Here is a 26,352-nt window from a genome sequence, read left to right on the forward strand (position 1 = left end):
ATTGAAATCACTGTTTTTTAAACTTTTGTCCGGACTCGGCATAGGAAGGATATTTCCCGGGTAATTATCATTAGGTACATATTGTCAGTATTATTGATCGAAAAGAGGAGGGATACCATGACATCACTTCCCCGTATAGGTAAGCCGGCAGCGAATGCATTAAAGAATATCGGTGTCACAAATCTGGAGCAGCTCACCCGTGTGGATAAGGAAAGTTTATCCCGCATCCATGGCATCGGCCCGAAAGCCATCAGTACATTGGAGAACGAATTGGAAAGAGAAGACCTTGCGTTCAGAAAGCATGAACCACTCCCCTTCACTCCAGGTTTCATCGTCTTCGGCAGTCTGGACTGCAACAACGCACCGAAGAGGGAAATCATCAGGGACTTTGCGATTTCTTATGTGGAAGGAAATAAATATGGTTTTGTGATGACCTGTGATGAAGACATGAGTCTTAACATACTCCCTGATAAGGAATTACAGGGGATGGAAGAAATTCATCAGCACCTCCTAAAGAAGAGGCACGATATAAGAATGATGGATTTGAAATCAATCATCATCCATGGTAAAGAAGGCGCTGCCTACGGTTCAGCTGTAACAATAAAAGGTGAAAGCATTGAATTGGCATGGTTCCTCGAGTTCAACAGCCATAAGAAAAATGCCTTGATTCAAAAGGTCACCTTCTTTGAAGTCAGACAACAGCTTAATCAATCTCTTCATAACTGATTTTATATGCGTTATTTCAGTGTTATAGAAAATCTTTGAAGCCCGTCATTATGCGTTTTCAGAGGTAATGCATAGCGTTACAGGAAAGGGCGCATGGGATTAGGATGACACTTCAGAAAAAGGGGTAACGTATCAATAAAAGAAAATATATTAAGGAGCTGGTTTTAGTGTTTGATTTGACGGACAATATTGCAATGGTTACAGGCGGTGCGAACGGAATCGGTAAAGGAATCGCGGAAACTCTGACTAAAGCCGGAGCAAAAGTGATGATTTGTGATATTGATGAGGAAGCAGGTGAGAAAACGGCAGAAGTAATCGATGGTGAATTTTTCAGGCTGGATGTAACAGACCCAGGTAACGCAGAACGAGTTGTCGAAGAAATACTAGAAAAATACGACAAGATCGATATACTCGCTGCCAACACTGGCATTTATCCTGAAGTCATGATTGAAGACATGACGGAAGAGGACTGGGATAAAATACAGAACATCAACTTGAAGGGGCTCTTTTTCACGGCAAAACCTGTATTGAAAGCGATGAAGGAACAAAATTATGGAAGGTTAATTCTAACCTCATCCATTACAGGAGATATCACAGGCTACCCCGGAGGCTCGATTTATGGTGCAACAAAAGCCGGGATATTAGGATATATGAGAAATGCAGCGATGGAGTATGCTAAATATGGCGTGACGGTCAATGCAGTACAACCGGGTATGGTTGGTACAGAAACATTGAAGAAGGAACTGGGTGTTTTATATGACAAAGGGGCGGAATCGGTGCCTCTGAAGAGGCTTGGCAAACCGGAAGATATCGGTGCAGCCGTTGCTTTCTTCGCTTCGAAGGAAGCTGGATATATCACAGCCCAGTCGCTGGTGGTGGATGGTGGCCAGATTGTACCTGAGACACCTGATGTCCTGGATTAAAATATGAAGCACACTCCACAAGTAGATGGCTGAGAAAACATATATAATCAGCACTAATATTGGTGTGCCGCAAGGTATTTTCTCTAAGGTCCTCTGCCAATTCGATGAGATGCTTTCACTAAATCTATGTATTTTACGTTTATATCAATTCAGGGAGGGAACAAGTGGACTAGTACAAATTTATTAAGGAGGAACATCATGAAAGCATTAGACATGATTGCTTTGGCGCTTGTCATCATCGGTGGTTTGAACTGGCTGCTTGTCGGCTTGTTTGAATTTGATCTTGTTGCTTCGTTATTTGGAGGACAGGATGCCATTCTCTCCAAGATCGTTTACATCTTAGTAGGTCTTGCAGCGTTGTATTCACTTAAGTTCTTCAAGCATATTAATGATCAGTATGAGGAACCACGTGCAGCGACTGCAACTGCCGGTACAGATTCATCAGCCCGCACTGACGGACGCGACGCTGAAGGCAGAGTTAAAGATCCGAATGTAAATGATTCAGTGAGCGGTACAGACAGAGCTGGAGACCCGAACAATCCGGACGATCCAAACAATCCAAGAAACCGTTCAGAAAGATAACAGCAATTTAAACGAAGTGATTTTAAAACACATAAAAAAAGGATTAAGCTTTGGTTTCCCATCGCTTAATCCTTTTTTATTTACATATATATCTCTAAGTGAATCTCCACTTATGATGTCGCTGGTGCATCCTGCCGCTTCCATTTCATATAGTTCAGCAGGAGTACAACGATTATGACCGCTATACCTGCAGCATCGGTGATCGGTTCCGGCACGACTGAAAGGAGCGCCGCAGCAATCAGGATGGCTCTGGATATCACATCGAGATGGGTCTTGAAGAAACCTTCGAGCCCTGCCGACAGTGCGGTCAATCCTATGAGTGTCGTCAGGACGACCAGGGCGATATCAAAGAAGCCTGCGAGCGGGTATTCCCTCGCATTTGTGGCGAGCCCCTCCACATCGACCATGAGCAGTGCCGGTTCATAAATGAACAGGAACGGTATGAGGAAACCTGCTATGGACAGTTTCAGTGCCTGGAATCCGGTCTGCATCGGATCACCGCCCGAGACGCCCGCTCCGGCGAAGGCTGCGAGTGCCACTGGAGGTGTAACGTTTGCGAATATGCCGAAGTAGAATACAAACATATGTGCAAGCAGTATAGGTATGCCGAATTCAGCGAGGGCAGGTGCTGCCATCGTTGCTGTGATGATATAGGCTGGAATCGACGGGAGCCCCATACCGAGCACCATTGATGCAATCATCGTGAAGAACAGTGTCAGGAAGAGTGAACCTGCACCGATATTTGCGATTGCAGATGTCATCACTGCACCGAAGCCGGTCAATGAAACGACCCCGATGATGATGCCGACCACAGCACAGGCGATCATGACGTTCAGCGCCTGCTGGGCACCGCTTGCCATCGCATCGAATATCTCCCGGACCGACATGCGTGTCGTCTTCCGGAGCGTAGCTACAATGATCGTGAGGAAAATCGTGTAGATCGCTGCTCTTGGGATTGGCATGTTCATGAAGAGCATGATGATCAGCCCTATAATCGGGATGAGCAGATGTCCCCTGTCTTTAAGGACTTCTTTGATCCTCGGCAGATCTGCCCGCGGGATGCCCTTCAGATCGCGTTTGCCCGCCCGGTAATGCACCTGCATGATCACTGCGAAGTAATACAGGATCGCAGGCAGGACGGCCGCAAGTGCGATCACACCGTAGTTGATCCCTGTCGTCTCTGCCATGATGAAAGCGCTGGCCCCCATGATTGGCGGCAGTATCTGCCCGCCGACGGAGGCACTCGCTTCCACCGCTCCGGCAAAGTTCCGGTGGTATCCCACCTTTTTCATAAGGGGGATCGTAAATGCGCCGGTGCTGACCACGTTTGCGACGGCTGCACCGTTGATGCTCCCCATGAATCCGCTGGATACGACGGCCACTTTTGCAGGTCCGCCTTTATTCGCCCCGGCAAGGGCCATGGCAAGATCATTGAAGAACTGCCCCATACCCGACTTCTGGAGAAAAGCTCCAAATAGTATGAACAGGAAAATGAAGTTGACCGAGGCCGCGATTGCGGTGGAATATAAGCCCTCCGTACTCAAGTACAGCTGACCGAATATATCCCCGACGCTGTAAGGTCTGGTGAGCATCATATTTGGCAGGAAATCCATATGGCTGAAGAATGGATACGCCAAAAATATGAGGGCGAGTATGGGAAGAATCAACCCGGTCACCCTTCTTGCCGCTTCAAGTATCAGTACAACTGCCAATATCGCCACCGCAATATCCATATTGTTCGGTATACCGCCCCGTTCAGTGACGATGGCCTGGTATTCCGCCAGTATGTAGCCTGCAGTGAACAAACTCAATCCCGCGAGAATCCAGTCGAACAAAGGCAGTTTTGTACGGTCCTGGCTTTTGAACATCGGATAGAGCATATAAATCAATGCGAGACCGACGGCAACGTGAATGGAACGCTGCTGCAGTGCCGGCATCGGATTGAATACCATATAAAGATGGAATACTGAATATAATACTGCAATGATGGTGACGATCCAAAAAATGGTTTTACTGTTGAATTGTCTTGTGGTGGCATCTCTATCATATTTCTCCAGAACTTCCTGGGTATCAGGCGCCACCTGTGGCTCCTTTGTCATATTAACCCCCCCTGTGAATTGCAAAATACTGATTTGTTGCCGATGCTGATATTTACCGAAGTGTTTGGTTCATACATTTCGTAAAGTAAATGCTCATGATTGCTCTGGACGATCCTGGTCTTAACATTTTCGGAAACATTCACATTCAATTCAGGATAAGTGATGTTCACCGTAAATTCGACGAAGCCATCGTCTGTAATCTCAGGCGGCACTTCTGAATCCGTCGGCACACCGGCCCCGAATGTTTTGAAGTAGGTCCTGGTGAGAAGAAGATCCTCACCTTCCACCTCATATACTTCATACCATTCTTCATGTTCGATGGAATGGATCCAGTGCAGTTCGAATGTTTCCGGCTTCAGACACACCGGAGTGTAACCTTCCGCCTCGATGATCAGTGCAGATCTCGGCCAAAGGAAAAATAAGAGGAGCACTGTAATAATGCTCCCCGAGGCCACCCATAATTTCTTATTGCTCATCGTAGAAGCGCTGTGCTCCCGGATGAACGTCTATGACCATATTATCCATTGAGTTTTCAATACTGATATCTGCTGCTGCCTGGTGTGAGTTTTCAAGAGACTCCAGGTTTTCAAACATATATCTCGTGAGATTGTAGACATCATCCTCGCTGAGGTCGGATCTTACGACCAATGCATTCATGATGGCAACAGTCGGCACCGCTTCTTCGTTACCGTAAGTATCTTCAGGGATTTCGAGCGATGTGAAGTAATCCTCTTCCATGCCTTCCACCACTTCAGGTTCGATTGGTACAATCTTCAAGTCGACGGAGTTTTCAAGCTCCATCACAGAAGCGTTCGGCAGACCGCTTGTCAGGAACGCCGCATCGAGCTGGCCGCCCCTCATGGCTTCTGCAGCTTCTGCGTAACCCAGGTAATCCACGCTGATATCGTCATATGACATGTCGTGTGCATCCAGCACAGAACGTGTGGCGATTTCAACACCTGAGTTCTGGTCGCCGACTGCCACGCGTTTGCCTGCAAGGTCTTCGACACTTTCGATGCCTGCACCTTCAGTCGTGATGAGCTGTACGAAGTTAGGGTACAAAGCTGCGACCTGCTGTACATTCTCGATCGGCTCGGTGAATGTTTCTTCACCGTTCACTGCCTGTACGAGTGCATCACTCATGACGAATGCCATTTCCACGCTTTCCTGAGCCATGAGGTTCAGGTTTTCTGCAGAAGCACCCGTCGTCTCGGTTCTGGAGTTCACTCCGAATTCACTGCTGTATCCGTCAGCCAGCGTCGTTGCAATGATGTTGTAAGGTCCTGATGATCCGCCGGTCGCAATGGTCACGATATTCGTTTCAAGCTCTGCAGAGCCGCCGTCACCTTCTTCTGAAGACTCTTCTCCTTCTTCAGCCGGCTCCTCTGCGGTTTCACCGCCCCCGTCGTCTCCACATGCAGCCAGGAACAGCGTTGCGCCAAGAATTAAAGCCAGATATTTTTTGAAAATCATGAGTTTCAGCTCCCTTTTAGTTTGTAAGTCAAATTATAGCAGAGGTTCTACTAAATGAAAACGCTAACTTTTTAAATTATCTTTTTATTTCAAATAATGGATTATGGAAATAAAATAAAAACCACGCCCGGTGATGACCGGAGCGTGGCCCGCTGAATGGAGCGTTCTCATTCTTCTATGATGGCGACCGGATTGCATATGCTGGCATCCCGTCCGACGATCCTGAGCGGCGTGCAGTAGATTTGTCTGATGGTCTGTCCGACGATCGGTGCGAGATTGACGTCCTCATAGATCAGTATGGTGCCGTTGGGCTTTTCAGGATCGAGAAATGCTTTGTGGGTCCTGAAGTTGTTGGTCTTGCCGATGGGGATGTTTTCAATGCTTAAAGTATCTATGGCCACTGCTTTGATGTTCGGGAGCTTCTCCCGGATATATTCCGCCGCTTCCGGGCTGACCGTGCTGAAGCCGTCGGCATAAGCTTCAAAGTCGGCGTCACGCTTCTTGTATGCGTGGGTGTTGAATATGAGGATATCCGCTTCGTGCAGCGCATCGCCGTATGCTTCAAGCTGTTCGATGGTGATCATGTCATTCTTCTTTTGTGCAGGCACATCAAGCATCAGCGGTTTGTCATAGACGAAATTTTCCGCAGGTATGCTGTCGATGCCGAGGCCCTCCCCGCTGAAATGGTGGAAGGGTGCATCGACATGGGTGCCCGCATGCAGGTAGGTGGTGAGCACACTGCCGTTCCAGTGGTCCCCCGCTTCCAGATTTTCCTTCAGTTCGACTTTCACTTCCGGCAGTCCCGGAAAGACGGGCATCCCTTCATAAATGGGGTAGCCCAAATCAACATATTTTACTGACATCATCCATTCCCCTTTTTTCTGAATTTAACCTGATTATACCTTTCATCATACTTTTTGTTAAACGGATTGGAACCTCATTGAAGTATGATGTTAAAATGAAGTGGAAGCAGGCTATGTAAGGTATGATTCAGATGACGGGGAAATATGCTCTGTAAAGGAAGTTATATAAATGACCAACAGGTATAAGGAAGCGCAGCGGGCAACAATAATAGGGATCATAGTAAACCTCATCCTGGCGGTAGTGAAGGGGATCGGCGGGATCATGGGCAACAGCCGTGCACTCGTCGCGGATGCCGCCCATTCCGCATCGGATGTGGTGAGCTCGATCGCCGTCTACATCGGTGTCAGGGCCGCGCAGAAGCCGCCTGACCGGGAGCACCCGTACGGGCACGGAAAATCTGAAAATGTCGCAACATTGATCGTTGCGATACTGCTTGTCGTCGTCGGCTTTGAGATCATGTACAACTCCATCTCATCGATATGGTCGGATACGACGAATGAGGTCACGTCGATGATCGTGCTTTATATCATCATTTTTTCACTGATTGTCAAAGAAATACTCTTCCAGTATAAATACCGGCTGGGGACCAGAATCAACAGCCCCGCCCTCATTGCGGATGCCTGGCACCACCGCACGGATGCGATTTCATCTGCCGTCGCGCTCGTCGGCGTCGGCCTCACGCTCATCGGGGCCCGTTATGATATACCGTACCTCGAATTTTTCGATCCGATCGCAGGTGCAGTGATCGCGGTCATCATCATGTACATGGGTTTCCAGCTCGCCAAGGAAGCGGTGAGCATGACTTTGGAAGTGGTCCTGAATGAGCGGGAGGCCGCGGGTCTGATGGATACGGCGATGTCAGTCGATAAAGTGGTGCAGGTCGATGCACTGAGTGCACGTTCCCATGGATCTTATGTCATCGTCGATATTAAAATATCGGTGGATGCCTCCATCACCGTGGAGGACGGCCACAGGATCGGCAGGAACGTGAAACAGCAGCTGATCAGGAAACACGATATCGTGAGGGACGTCAATGTCCACGTAAACCCCTATGACTTTGATGAGACGGAAGATTAGAAGGACGGGAGAAAATGAAAAAACACTTCCACAATATCATGTGGAAGTGTTTTTCATTATATTTCCTGATCTTTATTTTCCATGATTTCATTGTAGGATTCCAGGTAGACCTTTTCCGGATCGGACGCCCTTTCCATTGAATTCATGGCCCTGTGCCAAAATGGGTATATGGCGTCGGGAGCAGTCAGGTCATTGATCTGAGTGACTTCCTCATCGTTGAGCTCCAGGTTGTAGGACGCAACATTTTCGCGCCACTGTTCCATATTGCGTGCACCGATGATGACGGAGTCGACATTCGGCCTCTCCCGCATCCATGCGAGCACGACCTGTGGCACAGTGGCATTGTGGCGTGCTGCAATATCCTTGAGCAGATCGACGAGGTCGAATAACAGTGCCTTATCTTTGATGTAGGGCTCTGCCCATCCTTCCCCCTGGCGCGTGCCCGGCGGTGCTTTCTCATCCCTCGAAATTTTGCCTGTCAGCAAACCTTCGCCGAGCGGCGACCAGATCGTATTGCCTATCCCGAGCTCACGGCCGGCAGGCAGCAGCTCATATTCCGCTTCACGTGCTTCCGGCGTATAGTAGAGCTGATGGGCCGCCGGAGGTATCAGGCCGTTTTCTGCGGCGTACGTATGGGTTTTGCCCAGCTGCCAGCCGCTGTAGTTTGACACGCCCCAGTGGCGGACCTTCCCTTTTCTGATCAGGTCGTTCATCGCCTGCACCGTTTCAGCGACGGGCACCTGGCCGTCCCATGTATGGATATAATACAGATCGAGATAATCCGTGTTCAGCCTTTGAAGTGTCCTGTCGATCGATGCTTCGATGTTGATGCGTGTTGCTCCGACGTCGTTCGGGTTGTCGGAGAGCCGGAATCCCGTCTTGCTCGCGATCGTCATCTCCCGGCGTTTATCCCGGATCGCCCTGCCGAGCACTTTTTCCGCATCTCCCATGGCATACAGGTTTGCCGTGTCGAAATGGTTGATGCCCTGGTCGAGGGCGTAATCCACCATCTCATCCGCCGTCTCCTGTGACATGCCGCCCGCAGCTTCGAAGCCATTCGTGCCGCTGAACGGTATGGTGCCGAGGGCATATTTTGAAACATTCAGCCCCGAGTCACCCAGTAATGTATAATCCATCTTTCATCCCTCCATTACATGGGTTTTTCCCGCAGCACCGGAGTTCTAAACCGTAATATGGCCGAGAGCCTGATCAAGGTCCTCTTTTAGATCCTCCACATGTTCAAGGCCGACTGAGAGGCGCAGCAGGTTGTCCGGTGCCTTCGTCAATTCTTTCTCTACCGAGGCCCGGTGCTCGATGTAAGTGTGCGTACCGCCGAGGCTCGTCGCCTGTGTGATGAGGCCGACGGTGTTTGCCACCTTCAAAGCCTCCGCGGCGCCACCCTTCACCTGGAAGGACAACAGTCCGCCGAAGCCGCTCATCTGACGGACGGCGATTTCATGGCCCGGATGGCTTTTAAGCCCCGGATAATAAACCGCTTCAACCTTCTCGTGGGCATCGAGGAAATCCACGATTGCTGCGGCACTCCTGCACTGCATATGAAGTCTTGCAGACAGTGACTGCACACCGCGGAGCGCAAGCCAGCAGTCGAATGAGGACGGGACCGCCCCTTTCGCATGCTGGGCAGTCCGGAGGTTTTCAAGCATCTCACTGTCCTCTTTCGCTATGACCGCACCGAGCAGCAGGTCACTGTGGCCGCCGATGTACTTGGTCACGGAATGGAGCGAGAAGTCCACACCGAGGGAAAGCGGCTGCTGCAGCATCGGTGTCGCGGCGGTATTGTCGATCACCGAATAGGCGCCGGCGGCCTTTGCAATTCCGGCCACGGCTTCTATATCGATGATCTTGATTTGCGGGTTTGACGGGGATTCCATCCAGATGAGGCCCGTCTCTGCGCTTTCAACCGCCTTCTTCACTTCATCAAGATTTGTCATGTCGACCGTGACGATATCATATCTTCTGCCGATATCCGTCTCCATCAGCAATGTGCGGACGCCGAAATACATATCGTCCGCCATGACGATCCGTTTCGGCTGATTTTCGGGCAGTGCCTCGATCACCGATGTTATGGCCGCCATGCCCGAAGCATAAGTTACACAGTCATGCCCATTTTCAAGTGCAGTCAGACATTCTTCCAGTGAACGGCGGTTCGGGTTGTCCCCTCTCGAGTACATGAATCCATCGGTATATGAACCGTCTTCCGACCGCTCGTATGTCGTCGAGAGGTGGATTGGTGTGGTCACAGCCCCCGTGACCGGATCAATTCCGCGTCCGGCGTGGACGGCTTTCGTTTCAAAACGCATAAATATCCCTCATTTTTCATAATATAAAATCATTATATATTTTATTGGCGGAGTAATCATTAAATTCAATAAAAAGAGCCTTGAAAAGGCCCTTTTGCATTCCCTAAAAATCATCAGCCGGTCAAATATTAAAGACCATCCCGGCCTCCGCGAGCCTGATATCCTTGCCCCCCTGCTGGACGGCGCTGTCGAGCAGGGCTTCCAGTGCCCCCCGGTGCGGCAGGTTCGTCAACACGGTGAGGGCTGCGTCGGATTTCTCCGCAAGCCGGCCCGCCTCCGCTGCGTTCATATGCCCGTCGCTCCGTGCATCAAATCCTTCATAGTAGCTGCAGTCGGTGAAGAGCAGGTCGGCACCGAATGCAAAACGTACAAGACCCGCGTTATAGCTCGAGTCTGAAGTGTAGACGAAGACCGCCCCTGTATCATCCGTCACTTTGACGGCATAAGTTTCCACAGGATGTGCATTGCGGTGGAACTCGAACTTCAGCGGTCCGATCTGAAATTTGCTGTCAGGTTTGATCGGATGGAACTTACTGTGTCTTGCACGCCTCATCAGCCTGACCGGATCCCCGGTCCCCGGCCCGTACAGGTTGAGGTGCCTCTTGCGGTGCTTGAAGCGCCTTGCCAGCCGCCGCGCCTGCATGAACGCTTCCAGGTCCCCTGCGTGATCATGGTGGTAATGCGTCAGGATGAGATGGTGAAGGTCATGAATACTGATATAGTCCTGGACATGGGCCGCAACACCGCTGCCGGCATCAATCAGCACGGTGGCCTCATCTTTTTGAACCAGATAGCCTGAAGATGGCTCATTATTTTTAGGGAAGCTGCTCCACATGCCTACAATAGTGACTTTCATGATTTCACCCCCGGAGCCATTTCTTATCTATACCCCCATGAATGTTTAAACAAGCGGATGAATGCATAATTATATATGAGCATTTAAAAAAATCCCCCTGCAGATGATGTGCAGGGGGTCATGATTCAGTTTTAAGATTTTTATTTATCCGACCGGTCGTTCTTTATCTTATCGATCAGTTTCTGCATTTCCTCGATATAATCTTCGCGGGACGGTTCCTCATCATATTCCCTGATTTCAGGCGCGTCCTCATCCGGCTCTTTATAGTCGTACTCATCTGCCGGATTTTCCTGCTGTTCTTCTTTGCGCTTATTCTCATCGATTTCCTTCTGGGTGATGACCTGCCCGTCCGGCGTCACATACTTTTTATGCATGTTCCGGGTTTCCTTGTCGATGTAGCTGTAGAAGACCGGGATGACGAAGAGTGTGAAGATCGTGCTGCTCACAAGGCCGCCGATCACGACCGTACCCATCGGTGCGATCATGTCCCCGCCTTCCCCGAGGCCGAGTGCAAGCGGGAGCATGCCGAGTGCCGTGGTGAGTGCGGTGATGACGATCGGCCTGAAGCGGTGCTGCACACTCAGTTCAAGTGCTTCGAGCGTCCCCATGCCTTTTTCCTTCTGCTGGTTGGTGTAATCCACAAGCAGTATGGAGTTGTTGACCACGATGCCGAGCAGCAGGATGATACCGACGAAAGCGACCACACTCAAAGGACTGTTCGTGATGAACAGTGCAACCATCACACCGATGATGCTGAGCGGCATGGCGATGATGACGATGAACGGGTGCCTGAATGATTCAAACTGCGCGACCATCACAAGATATATGAATATGATCCCGAGAATCAGAGCGAGAAGCATCTGGGGCATGGCATCCATGAGCATTTCCAGATCCCCGCCGATCGAGTAGGAGGTTTCATCGCTGAAGTCCGCATCGGCGATGATGTCCTCCACATGGCTGCCGGCCTGGTCGAGTGACATGGATGAAGAATAACTCACCAGCAGTTCACTTGTCTGCTCGCCTTCATTACGGTTGATGACCGGAAGGATTTCAGCTTCTTCAAAATCTGCCACTTCGCTGATCGCGATATACTCGCCTTCACCGTTCGGTATTTCAATGTCCTCGAAATTTTCAAGGCTTTCATGGAATTCCGCAGGATACCTCACATTGATGGACAGGTAATCCCCGCCCGTCTCGACGGTGGAAGCAAAGACGCCGTTTGAGGCATCGTAAAGGGCAGAGCCGATTTCAGAGGGCTGAAGGCCGTTCTCCCTTGCCGCCTGCCTGTCGACTGCGACCTGCATCTCTTCGACCATATCTTCACGGCTGGACGACACACTGTCTATATCTGCATCGTCCTCCAGTTCAGCGATGATGGTCTCTTCCGATTCAACGAGGCGGTCCGGATTGTCGTCCGAAATATTGAGTGTCAGTGTATTCGGTTCGGAGCCCATCCCCGTCTGGGACATCGGGCTTACATTGATTTCAGCCGACTCATCCAGAGCCTCGATGTCGTCCTCGATGCTGTCGACGAATTCATTTGTCGTGATGCTGCGGTCACCTGCACTGACGAGCGTTGCAGTGATCATGGCTCTGTGCGGTTCCTCAGTCATGGACATCATCTGCTGGGAGCCGACATTGCTCAGGTAAATATCCACCTCATCGTGGCCGGCGAGTTCCTCCTCGATATCCTCAACGAGTTCGAGGGTTTCGGAGTAGATGGTGCCCTGCTCTTTTTCAACTTCGATGGTGAGTGCACCTTCATCACTTTCGGGCATCAATGTGAGCCCTTTGACATATATGCCGACGATGCCGATGACGAGCAACAGTGCGGTGACGATTAAAACAATCAGGCGGTGCCTGAGCGTCCAGCGTGAAAGTCTGCCCAGTAATTTCATATAAGGTCTTTCGCTTCTTGCTTTTTCCAGATTTTCCTTCGGCGCAGTCAGCACGCGGCTTGCAATCATCGGCACGACAGTCAGTGCGACGAAGAGCGATGCGAATAAACTGAACACCACCGTGATGGCGAGCGGGGTGAACAGCTGCCCGACCAGGCCGGTGACGAACACGACAGGGACGAATACGGCGCCTGTGGTGATGGTCGCTGCAGTGATTGCGGTGGCGACCTCTTTCGTTCCGTCACTCGCCGCCTTCCTTGGTGACTTGCCCATCGACAGGTGGCGGTATATGTTCTCAATGACGACGACCGAGTTGTCGATGAGCAGGCCGATGCCGAGGGCGAGGCCTCCGAGCGTCATGAGGTTGATGCTGATATCGGTGAAGAACAACAGTGCGAATGTCGTGATCACCGAAAACGGGATGGCCAGACCGATGATCAGTGGCGCCTTCAGGTTCCTCAGGAAAGCGAACAGGACGGCCATCGCGAGCACCGCCCCGAGGATCAGGGAGGTGAAGACGCTGTTGATCGCGATGTCTATGAATTCACCTTCATCATATAAGGTCTCCACTCTCAGATTGCTGAATTCATCTTCGGCGAGCTTTTCATCCAGAATATCATTGAATTCATTATTCACGCTCGATGCGTTCGCATCGGAGGAAAGCATCACATCGACGGATAAGGCATCTTCCTGGTTCAGCCTTGTGATGATGTTGTTGTCCTTCTCGCCGATGGAAACATCAGCGACATCGGAAACAGCAAGTGACTCCCCGTCCGGCAGATTGGTGATGACGAGCGCCTCGAGTTCTTCGACCCCGTCGATATTGCTGACTGTCCGGGTGGAGATCGCCTGCCCCTCTTCCTCATCTATGATTGTGGTGTTGGGTATCGTGACATTATTGGCTTCGATGATCCCGGCGATATCGTTTTGCGAAAGGCCGAATTCAGAAAGTGCGTCAATGTCGAGGTTCACCTGGACTTCTTCGGTGATTGAGCCGTTCTCTGTGATGGAGGCGACCCCTTCAATATTTTCCAGTTCAGAGATGAGGTCTTCGACCTGGTCCTGGTAGTCGACGACGTCTTCACCGGCCGAGGTCACTGCCATCTGGATGCTCGGCAGCATGGAGATGTCGAATTCCAGGAAAACCGGGTCCCCGGCCTGCTCCGGAAGATCGACCCCGTCAAGTGCACGGGTGATGTCACTTTCGACTTCATCGATGGTCATGTCGTAACCGAACTCCATGATGATGACTGAAGAGTTTTCCTGCGATTGTGATGATATGTTGGTGAGTCCGCTGAGGGATGAAAGTTCCGATTCGATCGGCACGGTGACATCCTCCATCACCTCTTCAGGCCCTGCGCCCTGGTATGTAGTCGCGACGGCCGCAACGGGCGGGTTGATGTTCGGCATGAGCTGCAGGGGGAGCTGTGTGAATGAGACGGCCCCGATCAGCAGCAGGATGATCATGACGACGATTGTGAATTTGGGACGTTTTATGGAAAAATCCGATAGTTTCAAACTGTTTTCTCTCCTTGAATATATACAGTAGTTTATTTTAAGTGTAACCCGACAACGTGTTGTACAATGTTAAATGATAAATGTATTGATGTAAGCTTTCAATAAACAATATTCGGGATAATGTCGGAAGGAGCAGAGTTATGTCCAAAATGAGTCAGACTGAAGTGACGAGGAGCAACCTGATGGAGGCGTTCTGGGAGCTGTATAAAGAAAAACCGCTCGCCAAAATGACGGTGAGGGAGATCACGGACAGGGCCGGTTACAACCGGGGCACGTTCTATGCCTACTTCGCCGATGTCTACGAAATCCAAAAAGTCTTCAAAAATTCGCTGATCCCTGAAAAGGATATGATCATCGGGCATCTGAGGCACCTTGATAAAGATGATGCAGGGGTGTTTGAATCCTTTGACAAGACCAATGCGTATATAAGGGAGAACTGGGAGAAGATTGCGGTGATGATCGGGCCGGAAGGCGACCCGAGCTTTGTGTACGAGTTCAGGAGTGAAATCAGGAAAATCATCATGGGCTATGTCGAAGAAATCGGCATCAGGGAACCGGAGAAGTTCGAGTATATCATCGAGTATCAGATATCGGCCTATATCAGCGTCTTCCAGCTGTGGATCGAAAGATGCGGCGAGCCGGATGAGAAAACATTGGCCGCAATGATGGAGGAAGTATCGAATACAGGTGCCAAGACGATGATGGCAGCCATGCTGAACGACAGGATGTAAAAAAGCCGCCCGTTATCTGGGACGGCCGGTTCTGTTTACCGCGACTGCTGTCTGCTGCGGACTCTTGGCAGGGGATAGAAGCCGTCATGAAGCTGCTCCCATAGCCTTTCGGGCAGCTCATATTTGTCTTCCCGCTCCGGATCGAACATATTATTGACCGTGCTTTCGCGGCCGGCCTGAATCTTGCCGACGAAGTTATGGTCGAGCAGCAGTGCCCTGCCGAGGCCGATCAGTTCGATATTGCCGCCTTTGATGGCATCAAGCGCCTGATCGGCTGTAAAGACCGAACCGATGCCGATCAGCGGTATACGGCCGCCGATCCATTCATGGAGCAGTGCGATGCGCTCTGTCCCCGCGTATTTTCCTGTGCGTGTTTTCGAGTGCACTTCACCGAGGGATGCATGCAGATAATCCAGCGGTTTCTCAATCAGTTTTTCAATGAGTGTCTCCGTGATTTCCATATCGATGCCCGGCGTCTCGGTTTCTTCGGGTGAAAACCTGTACCCGATGATGAAGTCTTCATCGGCATGCTCCGCTTTTGCCTTCAGCACCTCATCGGTCACCGCCATGGCAAACGAGTAGCGGTCCTCCCCCCACTTGTCCGTGCGCCTGTTGAAATGGGGCGAGACGAACTGATGGATGATATAGCGGTTGGCGCCGTGGATTTCAACACCGTCAAAACCCGCTTCAATCGCCCTCCGCGTGGCCTCGCCGAACGCTTTGACGGTTTCGAGGATTTCCTCCTCCGTCATTTCACGCGATTGATGCGGTTCCGTTTCATCGAAGCTCTGCAGCGTGATGGGGCTCGGCCCGGCGGAATCATAATCCGGCGTCAGCCTCGGCTGGGCCTGCACTCCGCCATGGTGGATCTGCAGGATCGCTTTTGCGCCGTTTTTCTTCATCTCCTCCGCCAGGTGTTTCAAGCCTTCGATGTCCGAATCACGGACGACCGAGGGCTGCCCGGGGAAGGCTTTGCCGAGGTCGGTCACATTGGAAGCGGCTGAGATCGCCATCCCGACATCTTTGGACCGTTTGCCCATATATTCAATCTCCTCGATCGAGGCAGTGCCGTCCTCATTCGAAGAAGTGTGGGTCAGCGGGGCAAGGACGAATCTGTTTTTAAGTTCGGCGCCGTTCGGCAGCCGCAGCGTCTTGAACAGTGGCTTGTATTTCTCGTCCATATATATTCTTCCTCCTCATTGGATTTCATTATATGCATATGGTCATGCTACCAATAAATACCCGAAACCCGGTTAAATATTCAAAAAGCACCCCTTTCCCGGAAAGGGGTGGAGGGGTGCCGGCTGAAATTCATTTTAAGATGCGGGCTCGAGTTCTTCAATGGATTCGATATCCATGTACTCCGGTACGACGATCCCGTTTCTCGTATCGGTCGAGTTGGGTCCGAGGTCTTCAAAATCTCCCTCATGCTCCTCATAGTGATGGCCCTGGGTCACAGGCAGCCATGGTGCGACTGTTGCATCAGCCTCACCGTTTGCGATGGCCTGGAAGACCACTGCCGGGTCCACGTCGGTGACGGTCACATCGTAACCGATTTCCTCAAGCACCGTGCGTACGACCTGCGCGGATGCCACTTCGGATTCCCAGGCCATTGAAACAAGTTCAAACGGCTCGCCGTCGACCGGTTCAATGTCAGCAACCCATTCGTCTACGGCATCCCGGTTGTTATCCACCCAGTTTTCAGCAGCTTCCGGATATGTGCTGTCTTCCCCGTCGTACATGACCTGCTCCACGTCTTCAACTTCCCAGTAGAACCGGTCGAGCATCTGGTATGCTTCTGGTTTATCCTCTTCAAGTCCAAGGCGGACGATCGTATGTACATCTTCCGCATCTCCCATCGCACCTTCAGGATCTTCAAGATATTTCAGATCAAACTCCACGAATTTATAGTGCGGCGACCAGCCGGTGACCAAGATGGGCTCTTCATTGTCGATCGCTTCCCTCAGCACTGTCATCATGCCGCCGGTGGAACTCTCTTCCAACGTCCAGCCGTCGAGATTGTCATAAGTGTCCAAAGTGTTGTGTGCGAGCTCAGTCAGCCCTGCACCCGGTTCGATGCCGTAAATCGTGTAATCCACGGCCTCACTCACGTCCGCAGCTCCGCCTTCAGCGTCACTCTCCGCGTTACCTTCCCCGCCGTTGCCGCAGGCTGCAAGAACCAGCATCAAGGCAAAAGCTGTGAATAAACCGAAAATCCTGAAATTTTTAATGATGAATCCCTCCATTGTTTTTAGAAAATATAAAAATTTTCACATAATTCCAAGCCTATCACACTGGGTATTACTGTCAAGCCCGTGAAATTCATCCGGTCTGCAGGCCGTCGGCAATCAGGGGACTTCATAATTTACATCCAATCTGGAGCTTGATTTCCTTGATGAAGTAAATAAAAACCAGCCGCGGGGTTGGTTTTTATATCGGTCATGTCAGCTGTGACTTGAACATGTTGTCGTAGCGCGCCAGTGTGAACGCGGCATAAAATGATACAAGGGGTTTTTCGACGAGCTGTTCCTTCCAGGCCTTCTCGAATGCATTATCGATGTTATAGTCCAGCACAGTGCCGTAGTATGTGGCATCATAGATTTTGCTCAAAATATGCGGGTTATCATTGATGAGGACCGTCATCACCGTCCGGAAGGTCTCATTGAAATCCCCTGCATTCTTTTCGATCAGCTGGAGGAACGGCTCGATGCTTTTGGTGAATTCGATGATCTTATCCCTGATCTCGATATTGATTTTCTCAAGGTCTTCAGGCAGCTCCAGTTCGTGGAAATCCATGTCGCTCTGATTCAGGGTGAATTTGCCGAGCACTTCATGCTCCATCGGATAGTAGGGTTTATCGCCGTCCGTGAATACACCATGTGTGCTCTGCATCAAAGACAGTTTCAGCAGGTCGACTTTGATGAATGTGCGGCACAGCTCGACTGCGGAAAGGTGGTTGAATCCTTCTTCCTTATAAGTCTCCTGGATTTCTTTGAAGTGTGCTGCTTCCCCGTCCATCATTTCAGGCAGATATCTTGAGCGCACCGTGAAACTTCTATAATCTTCAGCTTTGAGCAGATCCTCTTTCGTTTTCTTATAGCTTTGCATTGAAATACCCATCCTTTTTGTGTCTTTGAAAGTATTTTAACATACCTTACAAGCCTGCATGGCGCTCTGCTGTGCACTCCCGATATAATTGACGCATTATTTTGGAAAGTATCAATATTCCGTTAATCGGGGCGTGCAGGGTTAATTTATTTATCTTAATGCATTTTAAAGAGGGAGTGTATATAATTAATTTTAGGTTAAGATTGTAAAAATTAAATGAAGTCGGTTATAGATAGCAGGAAGCTCAAAGTATCAAAGTGGAGGAATGAAAATGGAACTCAATCCGATGGAAGTACTGTTCATGTTTCTGGGTGGACTTGGTATATTTCTATACGGTATTAAAAGCATGGGCGACGGTCTTCAGGCTGCCGCGGGAGACCGTCTGCGGGAAATACTGAACCGCATGACGACGAACCCTTTTCTTGGAGTATTGGCGGGTATCATCATCACTGCATTGCTTCAAAGCAGTTCCGGAACGACTGCAATAACGATCGGTCTGGTCTCTGCAGGTTTCATGACGCTGAGGCAGGCGATCGGTGTCATCATGGGTGCAAACATCGGCACCACAATCACAGCTTTTGTAATTGGTCTCGACATCGGGGCGTATTCACTGCCTATACTGGCATTCGGTGTCATTTTGCTGTTTTTCTTTAAAGCACCCAAGATTAACAACTATGGACGCATCATCTTCGGATTCGGTGCATTATTCTATGGTCTGGAATTGATGGGCGACGGTGTCAGGCCGCTTGCGGATCTGCAGGGCTTTTCAGACCTCATGCTGATGCTCTCGGATAATCCGATACTCGGTTTTGCGGTGGGCACCGTATTGACGGTCATCGTTCAGAGCTCGAGTGCGACCATCGCGATTTTGCAGAACTTTTATATGAATGATCTCGTTGATCTGACTGCGGCAATGCCGATCCTCCTCGGGGATAACGTCGGAACGACAATCACCGCAGTGCTTGCAGCGCTCGTCGGCACCATCGCAGCAAGGCGTGCAGCCGCGGTCCATGTCGTCTTCAACCTGTTCGGGGCGATCATATTCATGCTCATCCTGCCATTCTTCACCATGTTCGTGGGATATCTGGAGACGGCGCTTGATTTGAACGGACGAATGACCATCGCATTTGCACACGGTTCATACAACCTGGTGAACACTTTGATACATCTGCCGTTGATCGGTTTCCTTGCATGGGTCGTGACGAAGCTTGTACCCGGTAAGGATTATGCAGAAGACTATCAGCCCGTCCATCTGGATAAATCACTGATGAAGCAGTCCCCGTCGATTGCACTGCAGGGCACCCAGAAGGAAATTCAGAATCTCGGCCAGCTGACACTCAGCATGCTTGAAGATGCGAGGGATTTCACCCACGAGAATGATGCGAAGATTGAAAAACGCATACGTGAAAAGGCCGGTGTCGTCGACGGACTGACTGAAAGCATCAGGAAGTATCTGCAGGAATTGTCCAAGTACGACATTTCCAATGAAGATGCCATCAGGCAGACGACGCTGCTGGAAATCAACCGGATGCTCTATAAAGTCAGTGAACAGATCGTCGAGTTCACGGACCTGAACGTCAAAAAATATAATAAGAACATCTATTTATCCGAATCCGCCCAGAAGGGGCTGAATGATTTCATCAAACATGTCGGCAAATCATTCAGGAAAGCTGTAAATGCCATAGACATATACAACCCTCAGGATGTCGAGATGATTCTGGATATGACCCAGAAATCGACGAACATCGAAAACAAGCTGCGGAAGCAGCATGTGAAGCGGATGAATAAAGGCATCTGTTCCACGGACGGCGGACATTTGTACGTCGATCTCATCAGCACTTTGGAAAGAATCGGCTACAATACACGCAATATTACAGAGCTGAACCTCGGCGATGACGGTTCTGACACAGAACATGAAGAAGAACAGATCGTTTTCGACCAGTAAGCCTGATCCCCGGTTTTGGAATGCAGATTCCAGGCCGGGGTTTTTATTTTGAGCACGCCTCTGAAAGAGTTTTACGGTTGTATGATACAATCAGGATATTATTAAAATGATGTGAGGAAATGTAAATGAATCAACTATTGGATGTATCTGATGTCAACAAGGTCAAGTTCACCGCCGTCTCTTTCATTGATGATATCGTCGGCCTCGGCGAGAAGAAGATTGCCATCAACATAGAGCATTTCAGCCGCCTGGATCTGAAGGAAGACCGGGTGGAGCTCGTCATCGACCGGAAATCTCTGGCCGACTACATGGAAGAACGCAACGAAGTCCTGCTGGAACATGAAAATTATCCGGAGTTCGACCATGCCAACAGTATGCTCGTCATGCTGGAATATGACTTCAACAGCATTGATAGGATCAAACTGTTCTATAAGGATGAGAGCAACTTGTCGGGTGAGTATGTCATCGACACTTCCGATGAGGAACTGGTCGATATGGAGAGTGTGACGGTGAACGGGGAGCTGGTCCTGAAGATCATCTCCAAATAATCGCCAAAAAGGATGAAGCGGCCGCTTCATCCTTTTTATATGCTTATACTCTGGTTTTCTGTGCATACCTGTTCTCTTTGAATTTCAGGCCGAGCTCCCCCCGCAATGTATCACTTGCGTAAGAGGTGTCATAATAGCCTTTTTCCACGAGGCGAGGTATCACTTCGTCCAGGAAATCATCGTATAATTCACCAAGCACATGGGGTGTCAGCACAAAGCCGTCGGCGGCACCCTCATCGATCCATCTGATGATCGTATCCGCAACTTCTTCATAAGTCCCCATGAACGGTGTTTCTCGTGTCGTTTCCTGGAGGGCGGTTTCCCGGAGTGTGAGATTCTCCTCCTTCGCCCGCCTTTTGATCTCGTCGGTGGTCGACTGGAAACTGTTTTTGCCGATATCCCCAAGTTCCGGGAAAGGGGCATCCAGATCGTACTGCGTAAAGTCATGATGGTCGAAGTAGCGGCCGAGGTAAGCGAGTGCCTCCTCCACGGTCACGAGATGCTTTATCTCCTCATATCTTTCCCGGACTTCTTCACGGGACTTTCCGATGATCGGCGACAGTACCGGGAAGACTTTGATTTCGTCTGCGCTCCTGCCCGCTTCGACTGCTTTTTGCTTCACATCTTTGTATGCCTCTTTGGCCTGCTCCAGCGTGCCGCCGTTGGTGAACACGGCATCCGCATGTTTTGCTGCAAACGCAGAACCTTTCTTCGAAGCGCCGGCCTGGAATATGATCGGCTGCCCCTGCTCTGAACGGTCGATGTTGAGCGGGCCCTTCACCTGGAAGAACTCACCCTTATAGTTCAGTTCATGCATCTTATCCTTATCGAAATACCGGTTGTTTTCGGCATCGCGTACGAAGGCATCATCCTCCCATGAATCCCACAGGCCCTGGACGACTTCGAGGTGTTCCTCGGCGATGTCATACCGGAGGCTGTGATCGGGATGTTTGTCCTTGCTGAAGTTATCCGCGCTGCCTTCCAGCGGGGAGGTCACGACATTCCATCCCGCACGGCCGCCGCTGATCTTATCGATTGAAGCAAGCTGCCTTGCGATGGTGAAAGGCTCGCTGTATGAAGTGGAGATCGTGCCGACCAGGCCGATCCTGCTGGTCATCGGTGCAAGTGCTGCAAGTATCGTCAGCGGTTCAAAACGGCTCAGGAAATGAGGTATGGATTTCTCATTGATATAGAGGCCGTCGGCAACGAAGACGAAGGAGAATCCTGCATCTTCTGCTCGTTTCGTGACACTCAGGTAATGTTCGAAATTCGTGCTGGCATCGGACGGTACATCAGCACTGCGCCATGCGTTCATATGGCCGCCGGGCCCGTGGAGCATGACGCCGAACTGTACTTTTTTACTGGTCATATAATCCCTGCTTTCTCTCTGTTATGAATCGTATTGACAGGTGCCAGAGCTTCGATCGTACGGGTGCGGATGTCCGCGTCGGTGCTCGGCAGATGGAACATGAATTCATCGATATAATTATTTTCATTCAGCTTTGAAAGCTGCTTCAGCACCTCGCCGGCGCTGCCCATGATGATGTTCGGCTTTTTCTTTGTCACTTCTATCTCTTCGTCGGAATTCCTGACAAAATTCTCCGCCTGTTCTTTAGTGATGACGCGTAGCGATCTGCCATCCTTGAAAGACAATTGATAGTATTCATTTTCCCGGATGGCAGCCTGCCTGTCCGCTTCCTCCTCAATCACAAGGACCGATAATGCAACGATGAACCTGCCGCGCCTGACATTGTTTTTATAGTTCATGGCGGCTTCATCCAGCAGGCGTGTATCGTTATTGATGAAATGTGCAAACATATAATTGACGTTTTCTTCAGCTGCGAACAGCGCCGACTCTATACTGCCGCCAAGAAGGAATAACCCCGGAGGATTTGATGTGTCCGGTGAGATCTTCAATTCTTCTGCATCGGCATGTGTGCTGTTCAAATATTTTTTCAGTTCAATGAAACGGTCATTGAACGGGGCCCGGTCCTCTTTCAGTTCACGCTGGAGCGCCTTTGTGGCGAGCGGCGTGCCGCCGGGCGCTTTGCCGATGCCGAGGTCGACCCTGCCCTCTGCAAGGTGGTTGATCAGCTGAAACTGTTCTGCGACATGGAACGGATTATGGTGGGACAACATGATGCCGCCTGCGCCGATATGTATTTTCCGGGTGTGTGCAGCGAGATGCGAGACGAGCACTTCGGGGGCGGTGCCGATCAATGTGTCGAGGTTATGGTGTTCCGAGACGAAGAACCTTTTGTATCCCAGGTTTTCCGCAAGGACCGCAAGTTCAATCGTGTTCTGCAGCGACTCTTTGACCGTATGCCCTTTAAGGATCGGACTCTGGTTCAATATACTGAATTCCATATGGATCACCCTCACTTAATAACATACTCATCAAGTATGATTTAAATACATACTAACATGATATGAATAAGAATCAAGGTTTTTATTGAAAACTCGGAAAAAACGATATTGAAACAGAAATAAAAAAAGCCACCATATCCCGATGATCAGGAGATGATGGCTTTTGGTCATGTTCTTGTAAATTCAGGGCTGCCCTCCACTGTGGAAGTTTCGGTTTTTTCAGCCGGCACTCTGCCGAATATGAAGCTGCCGCCGACATAGATCGCAACGTTGATCATCAGACCCCAGATGCCGCTGAATATGCCGAGCGGGGTGAGTCCGAGGAAGGTGAAGGATGCCGCAACCAGTGCACCGACCAGCATGCCCGTGAAGACGGACTTCGCATGGCTGCGCTCCCAGTACAGGCCGAGTATGATTGCCGGTGCAACCTGTATCAATATTTCCAGTTTGAGGACGAAGATCTGATACAGCGTGCCGGGCGGGTTCCATGCGATGAGCAGCAGGAACGCGACGACGATGACACCGATGATTTTACCGACATGTATCTTTTTAGTATCGGATGCTTCCGGATTGATGTATCTGCCGTAAATATCTTTTGAAATGATGGATGAGAATGTCAGCAGCACCGAATCCGCGGTGGAGACGATGGCTGCAATGATGCCGCCGAACAGGAGCACCATCGCGATATAGAAGATGATGTTCTGATTGGCGAGCGTGCTGGCCATGATGCCGACAAGCTGTTCCGACTGCTCGACCGAAAGGTTCGGGTAGGCAGTGTAGGCCATGATGCCGATGAAGAAGACCACGCCTGCGGTCAGAAATGGCATCCAGGCCATCTGTGTGAACGAGCGTTTCAAGGCCCGTTCATTTTTAGCGGAGAATATCCGCTGTATGGCGTTCGGATAGACTGCAGCCCCGATGCCGACAAGGATCAGGAAGTTGCTCCACCTGACAAGGCCGCCGCCTTCCGGCACGCCAAGGTTTTCAGGAGAGTAGGTGCGCATATAATCCCCTGCAGCCGGCACGCCGCCGAAATAGATGATGGTCCCGATCAGAAGCATGAAAACCCCGACAAGGAGGGCGATGCCCTGCATCGTATCCGTATAGGCGACCGAGCGCATGCCCCCGAGCCATCCGTAGGCGATCATGATGATGATGAAGAATATCACCCCGGCCTGATAAGGCACGGTGCCCCCCGTAAGGCCCGATACACCCTGCCCGATTGCGACAAGCTGTTCGAGCAGGAAATTCGCAAGTGCATACAGCATGATGATCGCCGCAAGGATCGAGACAGCCTTTGATTTGAATTTCATCTCCAGCCAGTCGACGGGTGTGACTATATTATGTTTCTTCCCGAGTTTGTACATCCTCGGCGCAAAGCTCAAGTACACCAGGATGATCATGATGAAGAACGGTATCGTCACCAAGTTCGCATAACCGACGCGGTACGCTTCGGCAGAATAGCCGACGACCGTATTTCCGCTGTACTGGGTGGCGAAGAAAGTGAAGAACAGCACCATCGTGCCCAGGCCGCGGCCGCCCAGATAGTACTCATCAAGGCTGCTGTGGACTTTTTTATTCTTCATATATGTAATGACGCCGATGCCGAGCATGATCAGCCCGTAGAACAGCATGATCAGGATGCCGGACATTCCTGAAAAAGCCAAATCCATTTCCATGATTACTTCTCCTCCCCGTTTTCTTCCTCATCCAGAGTATCCCAGTGATAATGGATGACGTATGTGATGTAAAGCGATAAGACGATGCTCATGATGATGATGACGATTGCCCAGAGCGGTACGCCATAGATGAGCACAGGTTCTCCCCCTGACGGGAAGTACCATGGGTTCAGCATGATGAAGATGACCAGAAAACCGAGCCAGATTTTCTTGTTTTTGATGGGTTCCTTCATTCCTTCTCCTCCTGATTTTGAATTTCCCGACTGCCTTGAAGCCCGGCAGTGAGCATAATTACCGAATACATTAACATTTTCAAACAGAAATTTCTATACTTTCTGAATTTTAAATTAATGAATGCGTTTTCAAATGTGTGAATAGGCTCACCCCTTCAGATTACTTCGTGGATTTCGGGGGAATGTATAAGGTAAACGCAATGAAAGGAAAGATGTTCATGAAAACTGCTGCGGACATCATCATCGGACTCGTTGAAAAATTTGATGTGCATGATGCCGGCTCCAGGAGAGCACACGGCAAGGGAAATCATTATAAAGCACGCGTGGAACTGAATGAGGCGGGGAAAGACATCTTCGGGGAGGTGGAAAATGCGGTCGTGAGGTTGTCGAACGCCGCGACCAACGATAAAGTGCCGGACTGGCTGGTCAATATAAAGGGATGTTCGGTGAGGTTCAACCATCCCCTCCGGCCGATTGATATCATCGGCATCAACTTCCCCTACTTTCCGTTCGATTCGGCTGCAGAGACTCTGGACGTGCTCTACAGGATCCATTTTTATCTGGAGGATAAAAGTGCAGGCCGTTTCATGGATATATTCAGGGCCGGGGGACTATACAGGGATCTCGGCAAGATTCTCAAATGGATGCCGAAGCGCACGGATATGGACCACCTGTATTACACCGCACACAGTTACGGCGGGGAACACTATAAGATGAAGCTGGATTATCACCCGGGAAATGACCGGATTGAAATATACGCGGAAAAAGATGAGCACCTCACGGATTATCATCCGGGACCGGCAATCCACCTCGGTTCGATACTCATCGATCCCCATTCCACCGGGAAGGAAGTGAAATATTTCGATGTCCTGAATGCACCTCCGGGAATGCCTCCGAATGGGAACCTGCCGCTGCTCCGCCACTACGTCTATAAACGCTCATTCCTGCGCCGGATGGAAGAGAAGCTGCTGGACGGGAAGGACCTCAGGATGCTCGAGGAAGTATGGGCGGAGGAGAAATATTTCGTCCTTTCGAAAAGCCAGCGGATTTATGATGAAATCCGTGAGCTGATCAAAAAAGGCACAGACATGTCCGCCACACGGTTCAGGGAGCTGCTTGATGAAGCCTATGCCTTAAAATATGAGGAGAAGCACCTGCGGAATTACCTGCAGCACGTGTGGGGGCATTTCAAAGATGAAGCGGATGAAAGCGAGAAGGCACATTACACAAAACTTTCGGAGCATCCGGATCCCGAAGCGGTCAATGCCTTTATCCATGACCTTGCTTTAAAGTACGAAGAGCCTTATATACTCCGCACGACCATGGTGAAGACAAGAGGACGGTCATAGGATATGCCGGAAGCTGTCCGATAAAAATGAAAGAAGTCCGGTCATCATGACCGGA

23 protein-coding genes are annotated in these 26,352 nt (G+C 50.3%); 8 read left to right on the forward strand and 15 right to left on the reverse strand.

Translation table 11 applies throughout. The features are described from left to right. Positions 1-117: 117 nt before the first annotated feature. The 3 genes from LPW40_RS08360 (at position 118) to LPW40_RS13730 (ending at position 2,231) form a co-directional block, all read left to right on the forward strand. A complete protein-coding gene (locus tag LPW40_RS08360; protein WP_230821799.1) occupies positions 118-726 on the forward strand; it encodes a helix-hairpin-helix domain-containing protein in 609 nt (202 codons plus the stop codon). 167 nt (positions 727-893) lie between these two features. Then, entirely contained in the window at positions 894-1,649 is a 756-nt protein-coding gene (locus LPW40_RS08365) for an SDR family NAD(P)-dependent oxidoreductase (protein ID WP_230821800.1), read from the forward strand. Positions 1,650-1,847: 198 nt separating this feature from the next. Beyond that, positions 1,848-2,231, forward strand: a complete 384-nt coding sequence (locus tag LPW40_RS13730; protein WP_413775998.1) for a DUF378 domain-containing protein — start codon at positions 1,848-1,850, stop codon at positions 2,229-2,231. Positions 2,232-2,341: 110 nt separating this feature from the next. On the opposite strand, the gene LPW40_RS08375 is transcribed toward LPW40_RS13730, so the two are convergent. From LPW40_RS08375 to LPW40_RS08390, 4 genes are all read right to left on the reverse strand, one after another. After that, on the reverse strand, positions 2,342-4,330 hold the full coding sequence (locus LPW40_RS08375; RefSeq protein ID WP_230821802.1) for a TRAP transporter permease: 1,989 nt from the start codon (positions 4,328-4,330) through the stop codon (positions 2,342-2,344). Beyond that, positions 4,327-4,761 (reverse strand): DUF1850 domain-containing protein, encoded by a 435-nt coding sequence (locus LPW40_RS08380; RefSeq protein ID WP_230821803.1) that lies wholly within the window; start codon positions 4,759-4,761, stop codon positions 4,327-4,329. The genes LPW40_RS08375 and LPW40_RS08380 overlap by 4 nt, the downstream gene beginning before the upstream one ends. A 34-nt stretch (positions 4,762-4,795) precedes the next feature. Next, positions 4,796-5,803, reverse strand: a complete 1,008-nt coding sequence (locus tag LPW40_RS08385; protein ID WP_230821804.1) for a TAXI family TRAP transporter solute-binding subunit — start codon at positions 5,801-5,803, stop codon at positions 4,796-4,798. 167 nt (positions 5,804-5,970) lie between these two features. Further along, entirely contained in the window at positions 5,971-6,666 is a 696-nt protein-coding gene (locus LPW40_RS08390; protein ID WP_230821805.1) for a cyclase family protein, read from the reverse strand. Positions 6,667-6,835: 169 nt separating this feature from the next. On the opposite strand from LPW40_RS08390, the gene LPW40_RS08395 reads away from it, so the two are divergent. Next, positions 6,836-7,744 carry a cation diffusion facilitator family transporter gene (locus LPW40_RS08395; protein ID WP_230821806.1) on the forward strand — a complete coding sequence of 303 codons (909 nt, stop codon included), beginning with the start codon at positions 6,836-6,838 and terminating at the stop codon, positions 7,742-7,744. A gap of 56 nt (positions 7,745-7,800) precedes the next feature. Here LPW40_RS08395 and LPW40_RS08400 read toward each other — a convergent pair whose 3' ends face one another. The 4 genes from LPW40_RS08400 to LPW40_RS08415 all read right to left on the reverse strand — a co-directional run bounded on the left by LPW40_RS08400 (position 7,801) and on the right by LPW40_RS08415 (position 14,337). Next, the gene (locus LPW40_RS08400) at positions 7,801-8,880 is read right to left on the reverse strand and encodes an aldo/keto reductase (RefSeq protein ID WP_230821808.1); all 1,080 of its coding nucleotides are present in this window, start codon (positions 8,878-8,880) and stop codon (positions 7,801-7,803) included. A gap of 45 nt (positions 8,881-8,925) precedes the next feature. Beyond that, positions 8,926-10,065 carry a trans-sulfuration enzyme family protein gene (locus LPW40_RS08405; RefSeq protein WP_230821809.1) on the reverse strand — a complete coding sequence of 380 codons (1,140 nt, stop codon included), beginning with the start codon at positions 10,063-10,065 and terminating at the stop codon, positions 8,926-8,928. Between the two features lie 121 nt (positions 10,066-10,186). Beyond that, on the reverse strand, positions 10,187-10,921 hold the full coding sequence (locus LPW40_RS08410; protein ID WP_230821811.1) for an MBL fold metallo-hydrolase: 735 nt from the start codon (positions 10,919-10,921) through the stop codon (positions 10,187-10,189). Positions 10,922-11,061: 140 nt separating this feature from the next. Beyond that, positions 11,062-14,337, reverse strand: coding sequence for an efflux RND transporter permease subunit (locus tag LPW40_RS08415; protein WP_230821812.1), 3,276 nt, complete (start codon positions 14,335-14,337; stop codon positions 11,062-11,064). A gap of 149 nt (positions 14,338-14,486) precedes the next feature. On the opposite strand from LPW40_RS08415, the gene LPW40_RS08420 reads away from it, so the two are divergent. Further along, a complete protein-coding gene (locus tag LPW40_RS08420) occupies positions 14,487-15,068 on the forward strand; it encodes a TetR/AcrR family transcriptional regulator (RefSeq protein ID WP_230821814.1) in 582 nt (193 codons plus the stop codon). A gap of 35 nt (positions 15,069-15,103) precedes the next feature. Here the strand turns inward: LPW40_RS08420 and LPW40_RS08425 are convergent, their stop codons facing one another. The 3 genes from LPW40_RS08425 to LPW40_RS08435 all read right to left on the reverse strand — a co-directional run bounded on the left by LPW40_RS08425 (position 15,104) and on the right by LPW40_RS08435 (position 18,176). Next, entirely contained in the window at positions 15,104-16,249 is a 1,146-nt protein-coding gene (locus LPW40_RS08425; RefSeq protein ID WP_230821815.1) for an NADH-dependent flavin oxidoreductase, read from the reverse strand. A 135-nt stretch (positions 16,250-16,384) separates the two neighbouring features. Next, a complete protein-coding gene (locus LPW40_RS08430) occupies positions 16,385-17,314 on the reverse strand; it encodes a glycine betaine ABC transporter substrate-binding protein (RefSeq protein ID WP_230821817.1) in 930 nt (309 codons plus the stop codon). 193 nt (positions 17,315-17,507) lie between these two features. Further along, a complete protein-coding gene (locus tag LPW40_RS08435) occupies positions 17,508-18,176 on the reverse strand; it encodes a hypothetical protein (protein WP_230821819.1) in 669 nt (222 codons plus the stop codon). Between the two features lie 271 nt (positions 18,177-18,447). Between LPW40_RS08435 and LPW40_RS08440 the strand changes: the two genes are divergently transcribed. Together LPW40_RS08440 and LPW40_RS08445 are read left to right on the forward strand one after the other, a co-directional pair. After that, the gene (locus LPW40_RS08440; protein WP_230821821.1) at positions 18,448-20,121 is read left to right on the forward strand and encodes a Na/Pi cotransporter family protein; all 1,674 of its coding nucleotides are present in this window, start codon (positions 18,448-18,450) and stop codon (positions 20,119-20,121) included. Positions 20,122-20,246: 125 nt separating this feature from the next. Next, the gene (locus tag LPW40_RS08445; RefSeq protein ID WP_230821822.1) at positions 20,247-20,669 is read left to right on the forward strand and encodes a hypothetical protein; all 423 of its coding nucleotides are present in this window, start codon (positions 20,247-20,249) and stop codon (positions 20,667-20,669) included. Positions 20,670-20,712: 43 nt separating this feature from the next. Here LPW40_RS08445 and LPW40_RS08450 read toward each other — a convergent pair whose 3' ends face one another. The 4 genes from LPW40_RS08450 to LPW40_RS08465 all read right to left on the reverse strand — a co-directional run bounded on the left by LPW40_RS08450 (position 20,713) and on the right by LPW40_RS08465 (position 24,948). Beyond that, positions 20,713-22,038, reverse strand: coding sequence for an LLM class flavin-dependent oxidoreductase (locus LPW40_RS08450; protein ID WP_230821823.1), 1,326 nt, complete (start codon positions 22,036-22,038; stop codon positions 20,713-20,715). After that, positions 22,035-23,036 carry an MsnO8 family LLM class oxidoreductase gene (locus tag LPW40_RS08455; RefSeq protein WP_230821825.1) on the reverse strand — a complete coding sequence of 334 codons (1,002 nt, stop codon included), beginning with the start codon at positions 23,034-23,036 and terminating at the stop codon, positions 22,035-22,037. Before LPW40_RS08455 ends, LPW40_RS08450 begins: the two co-directional genes overlap by 4 nt. A gap of 167 nt (positions 23,037-23,203) precedes the next feature. Beyond that, positions 23,204-24,715, reverse strand: coding sequence for a sodium:solute symporter family protein (locus LPW40_RS08460; protein ID WP_230821826.1), 1,512 nt, complete (start codon positions 24,713-24,715; stop codon positions 23,204-23,206). A 2-nt stretch (positions 24,716-24,717) separates the two neighbouring features. Beyond that, the gene (locus LPW40_RS08465; protein ID WP_097040485.1) at positions 24,718-24,948 is read right to left on the reverse strand and encodes a hypothetical protein; all 231 of its coding nucleotides are present in this window, start codon (positions 24,946-24,948) and stop codon (positions 24,718-24,720) included. Positions 24,949-25,160: 212 nt separating this feature from the next. Here LPW40_RS08465 and LPW40_RS08470 point away from each other — a divergent pair, with 212 nt between their 5' ends. Then, entirely contained in the window at positions 25,161-26,297 is a 1,137-nt protein-coding gene (locus LPW40_RS08470; RefSeq protein ID WP_230821828.1) for a DUF1722 domain-containing protein, read from the forward strand. Positions 26,298-26,352 lie beyond the last annotated feature (55 nt).

This window comes from Salinicoccus halitifaciens (assembly GCF_021026095.1).
GTDB lineage: Bacteria > Bacillota > Bacilli > Staphylococcales > Salinicoccaceae > Lacicoccus > Lacicoccus halitifaciens.